The sequence below is a fragment of the Streptomyces sp. NPDC036813 genome (genome assembly GCF_055609245.1).
Genome location: NZ_JBVJPV010000019.1, coordinates 160,490 through 175,774, shown reverse-complemented (window position 1 = coordinate 175,774; position 15,285 = coordinate 160,490). Strand labels below are relative to the sequence as shown.

General features: G+C 71.3%; 14 protein-coding genes. 7 read left to right on the top strand and 7 right to left on the bottom strand.

Annotated features, from left to right (window positions below; genetic code table 11):
• The coding region (locus tag ACZ67Q_RS33080; protein ID WP_471189727.1) for a homocysteine S-methyltransferase family protein at positions 1 to 1,166 on the bottom strand (1,166 nt) is incomplete at its 3' end.
• Between the two features lie 442 nt (positions 1,167 to 1,608).
• Between ACZ67Q_RS33080 and ACZ67Q_RS33075 the strand changes: the two genes are divergently transcribed.
• The 6 genes from ACZ67Q_RS33075 to ACZ67Q_RS33050 all read left to right on the top strand — a co-directional run bounded on the left by ACZ67Q_RS33075 (position 1,609) and on the right by ACZ67Q_RS33050 (position 8,489).
• Entirely contained in the window at positions 1,609 to 2,373 is a 765-nt protein-coding gene (locus ACZ67Q_RS33075; protein ID WP_471189725.1) for an IclR family transcriptional regulator, read from the top strand.
• Positions 2,374 to 2,697: 324 nt separating this feature from the next.
• The gene (locus tag ACZ67Q_RS33070) at positions 2,698 to 3,492 is read left to right on the top strand and encodes an MIP/aquaporin family protein (RefSeq protein WP_471189723.1); all 795 of its coding nucleotides are present in this window, start codon (positions 2,698 to 2,700) and stop codon (positions 3,490 to 3,492) included.
• Positions 3,493 to 3,603: 111 nt separating this feature from the next.
• The gene (gene glpK, locus ACZ67Q_RS33065; protein WP_471189721.1) at positions 3,604 to 5,142 is read left to right on the top strand and encodes a glycerol kinase GlpK; all 1,539 of its coding nucleotides are present in this window, start codon (positions 3,604 to 3,606) and stop codon (positions 5,140 to 5,142) included.
• A gap of 8 nt (positions 5,143 to 5,150) precedes the next feature.
• Entirely contained in the window at positions 5,151 to 6,767 is a 1,617-nt protein-coding gene (locus tag ACZ67Q_RS33060) for a glycerol-3-phosphate dehydrogenase/oxidase (RefSeq protein ID WP_471189719.1), read from the top strand.
• A 119-nt stretch (positions 6,768 to 6,886) separates the two neighbouring features.
• Entirely contained in the window at positions 6,887 to 7,450 is a 564-nt protein-coding gene (locus tag ACZ67Q_RS33055; RefSeq protein WP_471189717.1) for an SMI1/KNR4 family protein, read from the top strand.
• A gap of 133 nt (positions 7,451 to 7,583) precedes the next feature.
• Positions 7,584 to 8,489: a PAC2 family protein gene (locus ACZ67Q_RS33050; protein WP_471189715.1), complete on the top strand. Its 906-nt coding sequence runs from the start codon at positions 7,584 to 7,586 to the stop codon at positions 8,487 to 8,489.
• A gap of 60 nt (positions 8,490 to 8,549) precedes the next feature.
• Here the strand turns inward: ACZ67Q_RS33050 and mshC are convergent, their stop codons facing one another.
• The 4 genes from mshC to ACZ67Q_RS33030 all read right to left on the bottom strand — a co-directional run bounded on the left by mshC (position 8,550) and on the right by ACZ67Q_RS33030 (position 12,036).
• On the bottom strand, positions 8,550 to 9,779 hold the full coding sequence (mshC, locus tag ACZ67Q_RS33045) for a cysteine--1-D-myo-inosityl 2-amino-2-deoxy-alpha-D-glucopyranoside ligase (protein WP_471189713.1): 1,230 nt from the start codon (positions 9,777 to 9,779) through the stop codon (positions 8,550 to 8,552).
• A 123-nt stretch (positions 9,780 to 9,902) separates the two neighbouring features.
• A complete protein-coding gene (locus ACZ67Q_RS33040) occupies positions 9,903 to 10,724 on the bottom strand; it encodes an SCO1664 family protein (RefSeq protein WP_471189711.1) in 822 nt (273 codons plus the stop codon).
• Positions 10,688 to 11,278 carry a DUF3090 domain-containing protein gene (locus ACZ67Q_RS33035; RefSeq protein ID WP_471189709.1) on the bottom strand — a complete coding sequence of 197 codons (591 nt, stop codon included), beginning with the start codon at positions 11,276 to 11,278 and terminating at the stop codon, positions 10,688 to 10,690. Before ACZ67Q_RS33035 ends, ACZ67Q_RS33040 begins: the two co-directional genes overlap by 37 nt.
• A 71-nt stretch (positions 11,279 to 11,349) precedes the next feature.
• Positions 11,350 to 12,036 carry a histidine phosphatase family protein gene (locus ACZ67Q_RS33030; protein ID WP_471189707.1) on the bottom strand — a complete coding sequence of 229 codons (687 nt, stop codon included), beginning with the start codon at positions 12,034 to 12,036 and terminating at the stop codon, positions 11,350 to 11,352.
• Positions 12,037 to 12,098: 62 nt separating this feature from the next.
• Between ACZ67Q_RS33030 and corA the strand changes: the two genes are divergently transcribed.
• The gene (gene corA / locus ACZ67Q_RS33025; protein WP_471189744.1) at positions 12,099 to 13,094 is read left to right on the top strand and encodes a magnesium/cobalt transporter CorA; all 996 of its coding nucleotides are present in this window, start codon (positions 12,099 to 12,101) and stop codon (positions 13,092 to 13,094) included.
• A 33-nt stretch (positions 13,095 to 13,127) separates the two neighbouring features.
• Here the strand turns inward: corA and ACZ67Q_RS33020 are convergent, their stop codons facing one another.
• Entirely contained in the window at positions 13,128 to 13,916 is a 789-nt protein-coding gene (locus ACZ67Q_RS33020; RefSeq protein WP_471189705.1) for a ferritin-like domain-containing protein, read from the bottom strand.
• Between the two features lie 219 nt (positions 13,917 to 14,135).
• Positions 14,136 to 15,191 carry an LLM class F420-dependent oxidoreductase gene (locus ACZ67Q_RS33015; RefSeq protein ID WP_471189703.1) on the bottom strand — a complete coding sequence of 352 codons (1,056 nt, stop codon included), beginning with the start codon at positions 15,189 to 15,191 and terminating at the stop codon, positions 14,136 to 14,138.
• Positions 15,192 to 15,285: the final 94 nt, after the last annotated feature.

The following is a 15,285-nucleotide window of genomic DNA, read 5'->3' as shown; positions in this document are numbered from 1 at the left end:
GCGCCCTCACGGATCTGCTCGCGGGCCATCTCCACACAGTCGTCCCAGCGGCCCGCCAGCATCGCCTCACGGAACTTCTTCGACCCGTTGGCATTGGTGCGCTCACCGATCGCCAGATACGCGGTGTCCTGCCGGAACGGCACCGTCTGATACAGCGACGCCGCCCCCGGCTCCGGCCGCGGATCCCGCTCACCCGGCGCCAGATCCCGTACCCGCTCCACGACCTGCCGCAGATGCTCCGGCGTCGTGCCGCAGCAGCCCCCCACCAGCGACAGCCCGTAGTCACGCACGAAGTTCTCCTGCGCGTCCGCCAGACCCTGCGGCCCGAGCGGGAAGTGCGCCCCGTCCTTCGTCAGGATCGGCAGGCCCGCGTTCGGCATGCACAGCAGCGGGATACGGGAGTGACGGGTGAGGTAGCGCAGGTGCTCGCTCATCTCCGCCGGGCCGGTCGAGCAGTTCAGGCCGATCATGTCGATGCCCAGCGGCTCCAGCGCGGTCAGCGCCGCACCGATCTCCGAGCCCAGCAGCATCGTGCCGGTCGTCTCGAACGCCATTGACACCAGCAGCGGCACATCCAGGCCGGCCGCCTCGATGGCGCGGCGGGCCGCGACCACGGACGCCTTGGTCTGCAGCAGGTCCTGCGTGGTCTCCACGATCAGCGCATCCGCGCCGCCCGCGAGCAGGCCCTCGGCGTTGGCCTGGTAGCCGTCGCGGATCGTGGTGTAGCCGACGTGGCCGAGCGTGGGCAGCTTGGTGCCGGGGCCGATGGAACCGAGCACCCAGCGGGGCCGGCCGTCCCGGGCGGTGAACTCGTCGGCCACCTCACGGGCGATGCGCGCACCGGCCTCGGACAGCTCGAAGACCCGGTCGGAGATCTCGTACTCGGCGGCCGCGGTGTGGTTCGCGCCGAAGGTGTTCGTCTCCACACAGTCCACGCCGGCCGCGAAGTACTCCTCGTGCACCGAGCGCACAATGTCCGGACGGGTGACGTTCAGGACCTCGTTGCAGCCCTCGAGCTGCTGGAAGTCCTCCAGCGTGGGGTCCTGCGCCTGGAGCATGGTGCCCATCGCCCCGTCGGCGACCACCACACGGGTGGCAAGCGCCTCACGGAGCGCGGACACACGGGTCCGGCTGTCGGCGGAAGGGGTCAGCGGCGACGAGGCCATGAAGGGGCTCCCTTGGATGCGACGGCTGTCGGCTATGCGGCTTCGCAGCGGTTTTCAGGCGAGGCGCACGGCGCCAGCGTAACCGGGACGCGCCGAGGATGGGCAGAGCGTCCACGAGGCGGACGGGCGGGGACGCCAGGCGCGCCACCGTGAGCAGCCGCATGGGCGGGTCCGGGCGCCACGGCGAACGGGTGAAAGGGGACGGGGCGGACGAGGGGACGCGCGCCCCCGGTCGGGGGGTGGACGCGGTGCGGGGCGTCAGACGGGGACGATGCGAGGCGTCCCGGGGACACCCCAGTGTGGCCGACACGCCGTGCATGGCGTAACAAGTACCGTCCGACCATTGGCGGGAGGTCGGCATGGACCGGTAGTGTTCGACATTGCCGAACGCCGGTGGGAGCACCGCGCGTGAACGGTCGATGGGGACGGAGGCAGGACGGCGATGGCACGGAACATCCAGTCGCTCGAGCGGGCGGCCGCGATGCTGCGGCTGCTCGGGGGCGGCGAGCGGCGCCTGGGCCTGTCGGACATCGCCTCCGCGCTCGGCCTCGCCAAGGGCACCGCGCACGGCATCCTGCGCACCCTCCAGCAGGAGGGCTTCGTGGAGCAGGACGAGGCTTCCGGGCGCTACCAGCTGGGCGCGGAGCTGCTGCGCCTGGGCACCACCTATCTCGACGTGCACGAACTGCGGGCGCGGGCCCTGGTGTGGACGGACGACCTGGCCCGTTCCAGCGGGGAGAGCGTCTACCTGGGCGTGCTGCACCAGCAGGGCGTGCTGATCGTGCACCACGTCTTCCGGCCCGACGACAGCCGGCAAGTGCTGGAGATCGGGGCCATGCAGCCGCTGCACTCCACGGCCCTGGGCAAGGTGCTGTCCGCGTACGACCCGGTGGCGCACAGCGAGGCGCTGGAGTCCGATCGCAAGGCCTTCACGGACCGCACGGTGTGCGACCTGGAGAGCTTCGAGCGCCTCCTCGACGTCACCCGCGCGCGTGGCTACGCGGCCGATGTGGAGGAGACCTGGGAGGGCGTCGCGTCCATCGCCGCGCCCATCCACGACCGGCGGCGCATGCCGGTGGGCGCGGTGGGCATCACCGGCGCCGTGGAGCGGGTGCGCCGGGACGGGGAGCTGCGGCCCGAGCTGATCGCGGCCGTGCGGGACTGCGCCCGCGCGGTGTCGCGGGACCTGGGCGCCGGGCGGTTCTGAGACGTCGTACGACCATGAGGGCCGGAGCGCTGGAGATGCGCTCCGGCCCTCGTTCGCGCCCGCTCGCGGCGGCGTCCGCGCGGAGCGATCAGTAACGATCGGGCTTTCGAACCCAGACCTCTTGCCCAGACCTCTTGACGCACCTGTGAAGGCGCAGCAAGACTCCCGTCCATCGGTCGGCATTGTCGAACACCTACCGGCAATACGCGCTAGAGTGTGACAACGCCAAGGGCCGGAATTCGCTCTCACCCCCGAGGGCGCCGCAACCCCGGCGGGACCCGGGAGTTCGGCTTCCCCCCTGGACGAAGGACAAAGGAGTCGCGGGTGTCCAGCTCCGACATCTTCATCGGCGAGACCATAGGTACCGCCGTTCTCATCCTCCTCGGCGGCGGCGTCTGCGCCGCCGTGACCCTGAAGGCCTCCAAGGCCCGAGGCGCCGGCTGGCTCGCCATCGCCTTCGGCTGGGGTTTCGCCGTGATGACGGCGGTGTACATCTCGGGCCCGCTCTCCGGTGCCCACCTCAACCCGGCCGTGACGGTCGCCCTGGCGATCAAGGACAGTGACTGGACGAACGTCCCGCTGTACTTCGCCGGCCAGCTGCTCGGCGCGATGATCGGTGCCGCGCTGGTCTGGGTGGCCTACTACGGCCAGTTCCAGGCGCACCTGACCGACAAGGAGATCGTCGGCGGTCCGGGCGCACAGGCCACCACGGCCAAGGCCGTCGAGGCGCAGGAGAAGGGCGCCGGCCCGGTCCTGGGGATCTTCTCCACCGGTCCTGAGATCCGGAACACGGTGCAGAACCTGCTGACGGAGATCATCGGCACGGTCGTGCTGATCCTCGCGGTCCTCACCCAGGGCCTCAACGACAAGGGCAACGGCCTGGGCATCCTGGGCGGTCTGATCACCGCGCTGGTGGTCGTCTCGATCGGTCTGTCCCTCGGCGGGCCGACCGGCTACGCCATCAACCCGGCCCGCGACCTCGGCCCGCGCATCGTGCACGCCCTGCTGCCGCTGCCCAACAAGGGCGGCTCGGACTGGGCATACGCGTGGATCCCGGTGGTCGGTCCGCTGATCGGCGGCGCGATCGCCGCAGGCCTCTACAACGTCGCATTCGCGTAGGAGCCAGCTCAGGATGTTCGTGAGGAACAGCGAGACGTCCCCGCGGACCACCGAGCACCGCACGCGCCGTATCCATCAGCCCCCCAACGACGGATCCTCCAGGAGCACACAGTGACCGACGCGCACACCGCCGGCCCCTTCATCGCCGCCATCGACCAGGGCACCACCTCCAGCCGCTGCATCGTCTTCGACCGGGACGGCCGGATCGTCTCCGTCGACCAGAAGGAGCACGAGCAGATCTTCCCGAAGCCGGGCTGGGTCGAGCACAACGCCACCGAGATCTGGACCAACGTCCAGGAGGTCGTCGCCGGCGCGGTCGCCAAGGCCGGCATCACCCGCGACGACATCAAGGCCATCGGCATCACCAACCAGCGCGAGACCACCGTGCTGTGGGACAAGAACACCGGCGAGCCGGTCCACAACGCCATCGTCTGGCAGGACACCCGTACCGACGCCCTGTGCCGCGAGCTGGGCCGCAACGTCGGCCAGGACCGCTTCCGCCGCGAGACCGGTCTGCCCCTCGCCTCCTACTTCGCCGGGCCCAAGGCCCGCTGGCTGCTCGACAACGTCGAGGGCCTCAAGGAGCGCGCCGAGGCCGGGGACATCCTCTTCGGCACCATGGACACCTGGGTCATCTGGAACCTGACCGGTGGTGTCAACGGCGGCAAGCACGTCACCGACGTCACCAACGCCTCCCGCACCATGCTGATGAACCTCCACACCATGGAGTGGGACGACAAGATCTGCGAGTCGATCGGCGTCCCGAAGCAGATCCTGCCCGAGATCCGCTCCTCCGCCGAGGTCTACGGCGAGATCACCGGCGGCAAGCTGGGCGACCTGCTCGGCGGCATCCCGGTCGCCTCGGCGCTCGGCGACCAGCAGGCGGCCCTGTTCGGCCAGACCTGTTTCTCCGAGGGCGAGACCAAGTCGACCTACGGCACCGGCACCTTCATGGTGATGAACACCGGCGACAAGATCATCAACTCCTACGCCGGTCTGCTCACCACCGTCGGCTACAAGATCGGCGACCAGGAAACGGTCTACGCCCTGGAGGGCTCGATCGCCGTCACCGGCTCGCTGGTGCAGTGGATGCGCGACCAGATGGGCCTGATCTCCACGGCCGCCGAGATCGAGACCCTCGCGCTGTCCGTCGAGGACAACGGCGGCGCGTACTTCGTGCCGGCCTTCTCCGGCCTGTTCGCCCCGCACTGGCGCTCCGACGCCCGTGGTGTGATCGCCGGCCTGACCCGGTACGTCACCAAGGCGCACCTGGCGCGCGCCGTCCTGGAGGCCACCGCCTGGCAGACGCGGGAGATCGCCGACGCCATGGTGAAGGACTCCGGCGTCGAGCTGGTGACCCTCAAGGTCGACGGCGGCATGACCGCCAACAACCTGCTGATGCAGACGCTCTCGGACGTGCTGGACGCCCCCGTCGTGCGCCCGATGGTCGCCGAGACCACCTGCCTGGGCGCCGCGTACGCCGCCGGTCTCGCCGTCGGCTTCTGGAACAGCACCGACGACCTGCGTGCCAACTGGCGCCGGGCCGCCGAGTGGACCCCCCGCATGGACGCGGAGACCCGCGACCGTGAGTACAAGAACTGGCTCAAGGCCGTCGAGCGGACCATGGGCTGGCTCGAGGACGAGGAGTAATACCCGCTATGACCACGCAGTCCACCCTGAGTTCCGTACCTGCACTGGGCACGCACCCGGCCTCCGGCTCGAACCCGAGCCGAGCCGAGACCCGGGAGCAGCTCTCCAAGGCGTCGTACGACCTGCTCGTCATCGGCGGCGGCATCCTCGGCATCTCGACGGCCTGGCACGCCGCGCAGTCCGGCCTCAGGGTGGCTCTGGTCGACGCCGGCGACTTCGCCGGCGCCACCTCCTCCGCCTCGTCCAAGCTGCTCCACGGCGGCCTGCGCTACCTGCAGACCGGTGCGGTGAAGCTGGTGGCGGAGAACCACTTCGAGCGCCGTGCGGTCTCCCGTCAGGTGGCGCCCCACCTGGCGAACCCGCTCACGTTCTACCTCCCCGTGTACAAGGGCGGGCCGCACGGCGCGGCGAAGCTCGGCGCGGGCGTCTTCGCCTACTCCGCGCTCTCCGCGTTCGGTGACGGCGTCGGCCACCTCCTCTCCCCCGCCAAGGCGGCGCAGGACGTGCCGGAGCTGCGCACCGACAACCTCAAGGCCGTGGCCGTGTACGGCGACGACCAGATGAACGACGCGCGCATGGCGCTGATGACGGTCCGCGCGGCCGTCGACGCGGGCGCGGTCGTCCTGAACCACGCCGAGGTGACGGGTCTGCGCTTCACCAAGGGCCGGGTGACCGGCGCGGAGCTGCGCGACCGTCTCTCCGGCGACGAGTTCGGAGTCAGCGCCCGTCTGGTGCTGAACGCGACCGGCCCGTGGGTCGACCACCTGCGCCGGATGGAGGACCCGAACGCGGCGCCGTCCATCCGCCTGTCCAAGGGTGCGCACCTGGTCCTCAAGCGGACCTCGCCGTGGAAGGCGGCGCTGGCCACCCCGATCGACAAGTACCGCATCACCTTCGCCCTCCCCTGGGAGGACATGCTGCTGCTCGGCACCACCGACGAGGAGTACGAGGGCGACCCGGCGGACGTCGCGGTCAACGACCGGGACATAGCCCAGATCCTGGACGAGGCCGCGTTCTCGATTCGCGACCAGCAGCTCAGCCGGGATCTGATCACGTACTCCTTCGCGGGGCTGCGGGTGCTGCCGGGCGGTCCCGGTGACACCGCCAAGGCCAAGCGCGAGACGGTGGTGACCGAGGGCAGGGGCGGCATGCTGTCCGTGGCGGGCGGCAAGTGGACCACGTTCCGCCACATCGGCCGCACCGTGATGAAGAAGCTGGAGGCGCTGCCGGGCCACCCGCTGGGCGACGACTTCGAGCCGATCGCCTCGCTGCCGAAGAAGCTGCCGCTGCCCGGTGTCGCCAACCCGCGCGCGGTCGCGCACCGCCTGCTGGTCGACCGCCCGGCGCCGGGCCCGCGCATGGCCGCCGACACCGCGAGGCACCTGGCGACGCACTACGGCTCGCTGGCGTTCGACATCGCCCGGCTGGCCAACGAGAACCCGGAGCTGGGCGAGCGGGTCCACCCCGACGCCCCGGAGATCTGGGCGCAGGTCGTCTACGCCCGTGACCACGAGTGGGCCGAGACGGCGGACGACGTGCTGCGCCGCCGCACCACGCTGACGATCCGCGGCCTGGCCACGGACGAGGTGCGGGGCAAGGTCCAGGACCTGCTCGACAAGAAGTAGGGCCGGCTCAGGTTCGACGGCCGGACGGCCCTGCGCCGGCAAAGGGGCGGCTCCCCGCACGGGGTCGCCCCTTTCGCCTGCCGCGGACGTTGTCGGTGCCGGCTGATAGGTATGGAGCCATGCGCAACGATCACGCGGACCCGGCCGAACTCGACGTTCTGCGGGCCGCTTTCGGAGTCGACGACGGGGGTGCCTCGGCGCTGGGCTGGGAGGCCGTGCACGCCTTCGAGGCGGAGCACGGGATCGTCCTGCCGGAGCCGTACCGCACGTTCGTCGCGGAGATCACGGGCGGCTCCCGCAAGGGCCCACCGGCGTACGGGCTGCTGGGGCCGGCCGAGCTGCCCACCGGCTGGGGCGGTGAGGAGGCGGACCGCGACCTGAGCGAGCCGTTCCCGCTGACAAATGCCTGGTTGTGGGAGGAGGACGAGGGGGACGACGAGCGGGACGCCGTCATCCACCGGGTCTTCCACCACGGCTCGGTCGTCCTCGGTACGGACGGCTGTGCCATGGACTGGCATCTCGTGGTCAGCGGGCCGCACCGCGGCCACATATGGCAGGTCACGGACGTGGGGGCGCTCCCGTTCGGCGCCGAGTTCGGCCATACGACCGCCGAGTCGGGCTTCGCCGGCTGGGTGCGGCACTGGGCGGCCGGCAAGGAGTGGTTCGACGCGGAGAGCGGGTGAGGGCCGGGGTGTTCCGGGGTGGCGATCGGGGCAGTGTTCCGTTCACTCCCCCGTGCAAGGGGGCTGCGGGCGCCCCCGCCGCACGCCGTAAGGTTGGGTGGTCAAGCGAGGGCACGTCGGAAGGAGGCACTGGGTGATCGAGCTCGAGGGGGTTCCCGAGCTGATCGACCCGGTCATGGTGGCCGCGTTCGAGGGCTGGAACGATGCCGGCGACGCCGCCTCCACCGCGGTCGCGCATCTGGAGAAGGAGTGGAAGGGCGAGGTGTTCGCGGCGCTGGACGCCGAGGACTACTACGACTTCCAGGTGAACCGCCCCACGGTGTTCATGGACGGCGGCGTCCGCAAGATCACGTGGCCGACGACAAGGTTGTCCGTGGTGCGTGTCGGCGGTGACAAGCCGCGCGACCTGGTACTGGTCCGCGGCATCGAACCGTCCATGCGCTGGCGCTCGTTCTGCAACGAGCTGCTGGGCTTCGCGCACGAGTTGGGCGTGGAGCTGGTGGTGATCCTGGGCGCCCTGCTCGGCGACACCCCGCACACGCGTCCGGTCCCGATCAGCGGGACGACGTCCGACGCGGACCTGGCCCGGCGGATGGATCTGGAGGAGACCAAGTACGAGGGTCCCACCGGCATCGTCGGTGTCCTGCAGGAGGCGTGCACGCACGCGGGTGTGCCGGCGGTGTCGCTGTGGGCGGCGGTGCCGCACTACGTGTCGCAGCCGCCCAACCCGAAGGCCACGCTGGCGCTGCTGAACCGTCTGGAGGACCTGATCGACGTGCGGATCCCGCTGGGCGAGCTGCCCGAGGACGCGCGTGCCTGGCAGGTGGGCGTGGACCAGCTGGCCGCGGAGGACAGCGAGGTGGCCGAGTACGTCCAGACGCTGGAGGAGGCCCGGGACACCGCGGAGCTGCCGGAGGCGTCGGGCGAGGCGATCGCACGGGAGTTCGAGCGGTATCTGCGACGCCGTGACGGCGCGCGTCCGCCGAAGCCGCCTGCCTCGGGCGGTGCGAAGGACGACGAGGACGACGCGGAGGACTGAGCGGAGTACGAAAAAGGGCGGTGCGCCTGGCGCACCGCCCTTCGTCTGTGCCGCAGGCCCTTACAGGGCGACACCCAGCAGCGCGTCCACCGCGCGGGAGACGACGCCGGGTGCGCCGGCGTCCGTGCCGCCCTGCTCCTCCTGGAGCGCGACCCAGCGGTCGACGGCGGCCAGCGCGGCCGGGGCGTCGAGGTCGTTGGCGAGGGCGTCGCGGATCTCCTCGACGAGCGCGTCGGCGGACGGGCCGTCGGGCCGGGAGACCGCCGCGCGCCACCGGCCGAGCCGGGCGACGGCGTCGGCGAGGACCTGGTCGGTCCACTCCCAGTCGGCGCGGTAGTGGTGGGCGAGCAGCGACAGCCGGATGGCGGCGGGGTCGACGCCGTCCCGGCGCAGCTGGGAGACGAAGACCAGGTTGCCCTTGGACTTGGACATCTTCTCGCCGTGCAGGGCGACCATGCCGGCGTGGACGTAGGCCTTGGCCATGGGGAACTCGCCGGTGAGCACCTGGGCGTGCGAGGCGCCCATCTCGTGGTGCGGGAAGGCGAGGTCGGAGCCGCCGCCCTGGACGTCGAAGCCCATGCCGAGGTGGTCCAGGGCGATGGCCACGCACTCGATGTGCCATCCGGGGCGTCCCCGGCCGAGGGAGGCGCCGTCCCAGCTGGGCTCGCCCTCACGGGCGGCCATCCACAGCATCGGGTCGAGCGGGTTCTTCTTGCCCGGGCGGTCCGGGTCGCCGCCGCGCTCGGCGGACAGCAGCCGCATGGCGGCGGCGTCCAGGTTGGAGACCTTGCCGAAGTGCGGGTCGGACTCGACGGAGAAGTAGATGTCGCCTTCCAGCTCGTAGGCCGCGCCGAGATCGCGCAGGCGCTCCACGAGCGGGACGATGCCGGGTATGGCCTCGACGGCGCCTATGTACTGCTGCGGCGGCAGCATCCGCAGGGCCGTCATGTCCTCACGGAAGAGGGCCGTCTCCTTCTCGGCGAGGGCGACCCAGTCGAGGCCGTCCCGCTCCGCGCGCTCCAGCAGCGGATCGTCGACGTCCGTGACGTTCTGGACGTAGTGAACCTGCCGCTTGGTGTCGAGCCACACGCGCTGCACGAGGTCGAACGCGTTGTAGGTCGCCGCGTGCCCCAGGTGGGTGGCGTCGTACGGGGTGATGCCGCAGACGTAGATACGGGCGACGGGACCGGGCTGGAGGGTGACCAGCTGGCCGGTCGCGGTGTCGTGGATCCTCAGGTCGCGGCCCTGACCGTGCAGGGCGGGGACTTCGGAAGCGGGCCAGGCATGCATGTCATGAGCCTAACCGGACCGGGGTTTCACATACGAACCGGAGCGGGCCGGATGGCCGGGAAGGCGCTCTTGTGTCTTCCCGGCGGATGTGCAGTCGGCGTGTGTCGGAGGGGATGAGGCGTGTCAGACGGGTGGCCAGGGAATCGCGGGCCATTCCCCGCTCGGCTCGGGATGTTTCCCCGAGGCGAGCAGCGCCTCGACACGCGCGCGTGTGGCGTCCGTCTCGGCGGGGCTGATCAGGCCCGCGAGCCGCTCGGCGAGGGGCCCGCCCTCCTTCAGCTCGGCGCGCAGCCGCGTCAGGGCCTCGACGGCCTCCTCGGTCAGCGGCTCGCCCGCCCAGCCCCACAGCAGGGTGCGCAGCTTGTTCTCGACGTGGAACGTGACGCCGTGGTCGATGCCGTACAGGCGCCCCTCGGCGGCGGGCAGCAGGTGGCCGCCCTTGCGATCGGCGTTGTTGATCACGGCGTCCAGGACGGCGAGCCGCCGCAGCCGGGGGTCGTCGGCGTGCACGAGCAGGGCGGCGCGGTCCTCGCCGACGTCGGCGAAGCCGATCGCTTTCCAGCCCGGTTCCGGCTCCTCGCCGTCGACGAGGGCGAGGAGTTCGGCGCCCTCGGGCTCGACGTCGATCCAGAGCTGGCACATGCCCTCGCCGTAGGGCCCGTCGCGCAGCACGGTCGGCGGGATCAGGTGCCAGCCGGTCGCCTCGGACACCTCGTACGCGGCGACCTCGCGGCGGGCCAGGGCGCCGTCGGGGAAGTCCCACAGGGGGCGCTCACCGGCGACCGGCTTGTAGATGCAGGCGGCTTCCCGGCCGTCGAGGGCCACCGTGCAGTACAGGGCTGCGTTGGAGGCCTCGCGGATGCGCCCGCGGACGGTCAGCTCCCCCTCGGCGAGGAGCTGCGCCGCGGTCACGCTCCGCGGCGGTATCCGTTCTGGCGCGGACATACGTGTCCCTCCGGGTCGAGCGGCAGGCTGCACAGCGGGCAGGGCGGCCGGCCGGCGTTGACGACGTCGAGGGCGCGCTTGGCGAAGGCTCTGGCCTGGGCGCCGGTGAGGCGGACCCGCAGCATCGGGGGCCCGTTCTCCTCGTCCTGCAGGAGGCGTTCCTCGGCCTCGGCGAGGTCCTCCTCGGACTCGGCGTCGAGTTCCACGAGGGCCTGCGCCTCGACGATCATGCGCTGCTCCTCGCCGTCCCAGGCGAGGGCCATGGTGCCCACCCGGAACTCCTCCTCGACGGGAGTCTCCAGCGGGGCGCTGTCGGCGATCTCGGCGGGCGCGACGGCCGGGACGGCGGCGTTGCCGCCGCTGCGACGCACCACCTCGTCGAGGAGCTCGTCCATGCGCTCGGCGAGCGCGGCGACCTGAGTCTTCTCCAGTGCCACGCTGGTCACCCGGGCGCCGGCGCTGGCTTGCAGAAAGAAGGTACGGCGCCCGGGCAGTCCGACCGTACCGGCCACGAAGCGGTCCGGTTGGTCGTAGAGGAACACCTGACGGGACACGTCCAGCTCCAAGAATCGTGAGGGGCGATCGCTGCGCTACTGCGACCGCTTCACCCTACTGCGGCCGACGATCACGGTGCGCCCGCACCACCCCCCACGGTCGCGTCGTCGCCCGGCGGCTGCTCGCGGGGGGCGAGGGAGGTGAGGTCGCCGGTGTCGCCGAGGCGCACGAGGAAGGGCCGCAGCCGGGTGTAGCGGATCGCGGTGATGGAACACGGTTCGACGGAGATCCGCTGGAAGAGGTCGAGATGCAGGCCGAGGGCGTCGGCCACGAGCGACTTGATGATGTCGCCGTGGGAGCACATGAGGTACACCGCGTCGGCGCCGTGGTCGCGCTCCACGCGCGCGTTCCACTCGCGGACCGCTTCGGCGGCGCGGGTCTGCATGGCGCGCATGGACTCCCCGCCGGGAAAGGCTGCCGCGGAGGGGTGGGACTGGACGACCTCCATCAGGGGCTCGTCGCTCAGCTCGGCGAGCTTGCGGCCCGACCAGTCGCCGTAGTGGCACTCGCCGATGCGGTCGTCGGTGTGCGGCGTCAGGCCGGGGCGGGCCGCCAGCAGCGGCGCCACGGTTTCCTGGCAGCGTTGCAGCGGGCTGGTGACGATCTCGGCGAGCGGCAGCGCGGCGAGCCGGTCGGGCAGCGCCGCGGCCTGCGCGCTGCCGCGCTCGTCGAGGGCGACGCCGGGGGTCCAGCCGGCGAGGAGGCCCTCGCTGTTGGCGGTGGAACGTCCGTGCCTTACGAGGATCAACGTGGGCATGCGCCCCAGGGTAGGCGTACGCAGGGCTGCGCTGTCGGCCCGCAGGAAGGAGAATGCGCTCCGTGATCGTCGATTGCGCCATCTACAGCGACGGCAGGCGGACCGAGGGGCCCGGGGACTTCTCCGACGCCCTGGAGGAGGCACGGGCCGCGGGCGGGTTCGTGTGGGTGGGGCTGTACGAGCCTTCCGAGCCGGAGTTCGCCCGGGTCACCCAGGAGTTCGGTCTGCATCCGCTGGCGGTGGAGGACGCCCTGAAGGCGCACCAGCGGCCCAAGCTGGAGGTGTACGACGACTCGCTGTTCCTGGTGCTCAAGCCGGTGGTGTACGAGCAGGAGAGCGACACCGTCTCGGCCGGCGAGGTCATGGTCTTCCTCGGTGACGGCTTCGTGGTGACCGTGCGGCACGGCGAGGGGGCGCCGCTGGGGGCGGTGCGGCAGCGGCTGGAGCACGAGCCGGAGCTGCTCGGCAAGGGGCCGACGTCGGTGGTGTACGCCATCGCCGACGCCGTCGTGGACCACTATCTGGAGGTGGCGACGGAACTGCAGACCGATCTGGAGGAGCTGGAGACGGAGGTGTTCTCGCCGTCCGGCGGCGGCACCCGGCACACGGCGTCGCGGATCTACACCTTCAAGCGGCAGGTGCTGGAGTTCCGGCGGGCGACCGGACCGCTGGCGAAGCCGCTGAGCCGGATGGCGGGCGCGGGCGAGTACGGGGGGAAGGTGCCGTTCGTGGACGACAAGGCGCGGCCGTTCTTCCGTGACGTCAGCGACCACCTCACGCGCGTGAACGAGTCCGTGGAAGGGCTGGACCGGCTGGTGTCGGACATACTCTCGGCGCACCTGGCGCAGATGAGCGTCCGGCAGAATGACGACATGCGGAAGATCTCCGCGTGGGCGGCCATGGCCGCGGTGCCCACGATGATCGCGGGGATCTACGGCATGAACTTCGACCACATGCCCGAGCTGCACTGGGTGTGGTCGTACCCGGCGGTGATCATCGTGATGGTCGGCCTGGTGGTGCTGCTGTACCGGCTGTTCAAGCGGCGGGGCTGGATGTGACACCGGCGCGGTGAGTGGGTGCGCGCGGCACGGTCAGGCGAACTCGGGGGCCGTGGTGGGGGCGCCGCCGAGTGCGTCGCGGCGTTCGGGCATGCGCAGGGACACCATGCGGTGCCAGCCCGCGATCCGCTCCCAGGCGTACACCGCGTGGATGCCTGCGGCGAGCAGCGCGGCCTTCGCGCGGGACCAGCCCAGGATGCGGCCCATGTGTGCCATGACGGCGAGGCTGACGTCGCGGTAGATGCGGATCTCGGCGAGGGCGCAGGCGCGCAGGGTGCGCTGGATGAGCCGGCCGTGTCCGGCGGCCGCGAGGCGCAGCAGTTCCTCGTGCGTGTAGGCCAGGTGGTTGTCCTCGTCGGCGGAGATCATCCGGACGGCCTTGCCGACGTCCGGGTGGTCGGCGAAGTACGTGCGGAGCATGAGCATCTGCTCCGCGGCGCGCTGCTCGGTGACCCGGCTGTGCGCGAGGTAGACGACGATGTCCTCCGCCGTGAGCGGCCGGTCGGCCTTGAGCTTGTCGTGCGACAGGCCGATGCCGTGCTTCTCCAGGAGCATCGTGTAGTCGGTCTCGTCCGGCACCGGCACCGGTCGCAGGCCGCGCTTTCGCATGAGGGCGTGGAAGATGCGGCCGTGCTTGTCCTCGTCGGCGCCGTGCCGGGCGATCTTGGGGGCCATGGCGCGTTCGCTCTGCGGCACGAGCGCTGCGATGCGGCCGTTCTCCCAGCCCCCCTGTGACTCTCCGCCGGCGGCGATGGAGCAGAACAGCGCGAAGGACTCGTCGTTGTCGAGGATCTCCTGGAACAGATTCTTCGGCGAAAGCATCTGGGGCACCTCTCTGCAGGTCTCCGCAAAGAACGAGTCAAGTGGGGTGGGAGAGGTGCTGCAACACGGGTGTCGCACGGCTCCGCCGGACGGGGGAACGTCCGGGTCGGGAAAGGCCGTAACCCGGGGGCGCCGGGCGCGTTGTTCCGGATGACGGCCGTGGCGGGGAAGACCCCCGAGCCCCCACCACGGCCGTAGTGCTTGTCCGGACCCTGTCGGCTACGCCAGGCCGGCGCGCTCCAGGGCCTCGACACCGGCGCGCAGTGCGGCGACGCGCTCGTCCAGGGTGAAGCCGGCCGGGTTGAGGTTCAGGGTGGTGACACCGGCGGCCGCGTAGGCCTTCATCCGGTCGGCGATCCGGTCCACGGAGCCGAGCAGGGTGGTGGCGTCGATCAGGTCGTGCGGTACGGCGGCCGCGGCGCCCTGCTTGTCGCCGGAGAGGTACTTCTCCTGGACCTCGGCGGCGGCCTGCTCGTAGCCCATGCGCCGGGCGAGCTGGTTGTAGAAGTTCTGCTTGGCGCTGCCCATGCCGCCGACGTACAGCGCGGTGTAGGGGCGGAAGGCGTCGGCGAGGCCGGTCACGTCCTTGTCGTCGCCGAGGTGGAGCGGCAGGGTGGGCGCGACGTCGAAGCCGTCCATGGTCAGGCCGGCCTTCTCGCGTCCGGCGCGCAGATACCGGATCGCGGTGTCCTCCAGGTGGTCGGCGGAGGGGAAGATCAGCAGTGCGCCGTCGGCGATCTCGCCGGTCTGCTCCAGGTTCTTCGGGCCGATCGCGGCGATGTACAGCGGGATGTGCTCGCGCTCGGGGTGCACGGTCAGCTTGATCGGCTTGCCCGGGCCGCCGGGCAGCGGCAGCGTCCAGTGCTCGCCCTCGAACGACAGGCGCTCGCGGCTCATCGCCCGGCGCACGATCTCGACGTACTCGCGGGTGCGGGAGAGCGGCTTGTCGAACTTGACGCCGTACCAGCCCTCGGAGACCTGCGGGCCGGAGACGCCGAGACCGAGCCGGAAACGGCCGCCGGACAGGGAGTCCAGGGTCGCGGCGGTCATCGCGGTCATCGCCGGCTGGCGGGCCGGGATCTGGAAGATGGCCGAGCCGACGTCGATGCGCTCGGTCTGGGCGGCGACCCAGCTGAGCACGGTGGCCGCGTCGGAGCCGTAGGCCTCGGCGGCCCAGCAGACCGCGTAGCCGAGCCGGTCGGCCTCCTGGGCGACGGCGAGGTTGTCCGCGTCCATCCCGGCGCCCCAGTAGCCGAGGTTGATCCCGAGCTGCATCTCCGCTCCCCTTACCGATCAGTAATGTCCCGTGTGCGCCGACCTTAGCGCGGGGCCCGCCGCGGGGGCAGGGTGGTGTGGCGAGCGTCGCGCC

Excerpts from the sequence above, each read along its gene's own strand:
- ACZ67Q_RS33015 (WP_471189703.1), bottom strand. The coding sequence starts at position 15,191 with ATGCAGCTCGGGATCAACCTCGGCTACTGGGGCGCCGGGATGGACGCG.
- ACZ67Q_RS33060 (WP_471189719.1), top strand. The coding sequence starts at position 5,151 with ATGACCACGCAGTCCACCCTGAGTTCCGTACCTGCACTGGGCACGCAC.
- ACZ67Q_RS33055 (WP_471189717.1), top strand. The coding sequence starts at position 6,887 with ATGCGCAACGATCACGCGGACCCGGCCGAACTCGACGTTCTGCGGGCC.
- ACZ67Q_RS33030 (WP_471189707.1), bottom strand. The coding sequence starts at position 12,036 with ATGCCCACGTTGATCCTCGTAAGGCACGGACGTTCCACCGCCAACAGC.
- ACZ67Q_RS33040 (WP_471189711.1), bottom strand. The coding sequence starts at position 10,724 with ATGTCCGCGCCAGAACGGATACCGCCGCGGAGCGTGACCGCGGCGCAG.
- mshC (WP_471189713.1), bottom strand. The coding sequence starts at position 9,779 with ATGCATGCCTGGCCCGCTTCCGAAGTCCCCGCCCTGCACGGTCAGGGC.
- ACZ67Q_RS33075 (WP_471189725.1), top strand. The coding sequence starts at position 1,609 with ATGGCACGGAACATCCAGTCGCTCGAGCGGGCGGCCGCGATGCTGCGG.
- ACZ67Q_RS33020 (WP_471189705.1), bottom strand. The coding sequence starts at position 13,916 with ATGCTTTCGCCGAAGAATCTGTTCCAGGAGATCCTCGACAACGACGAG.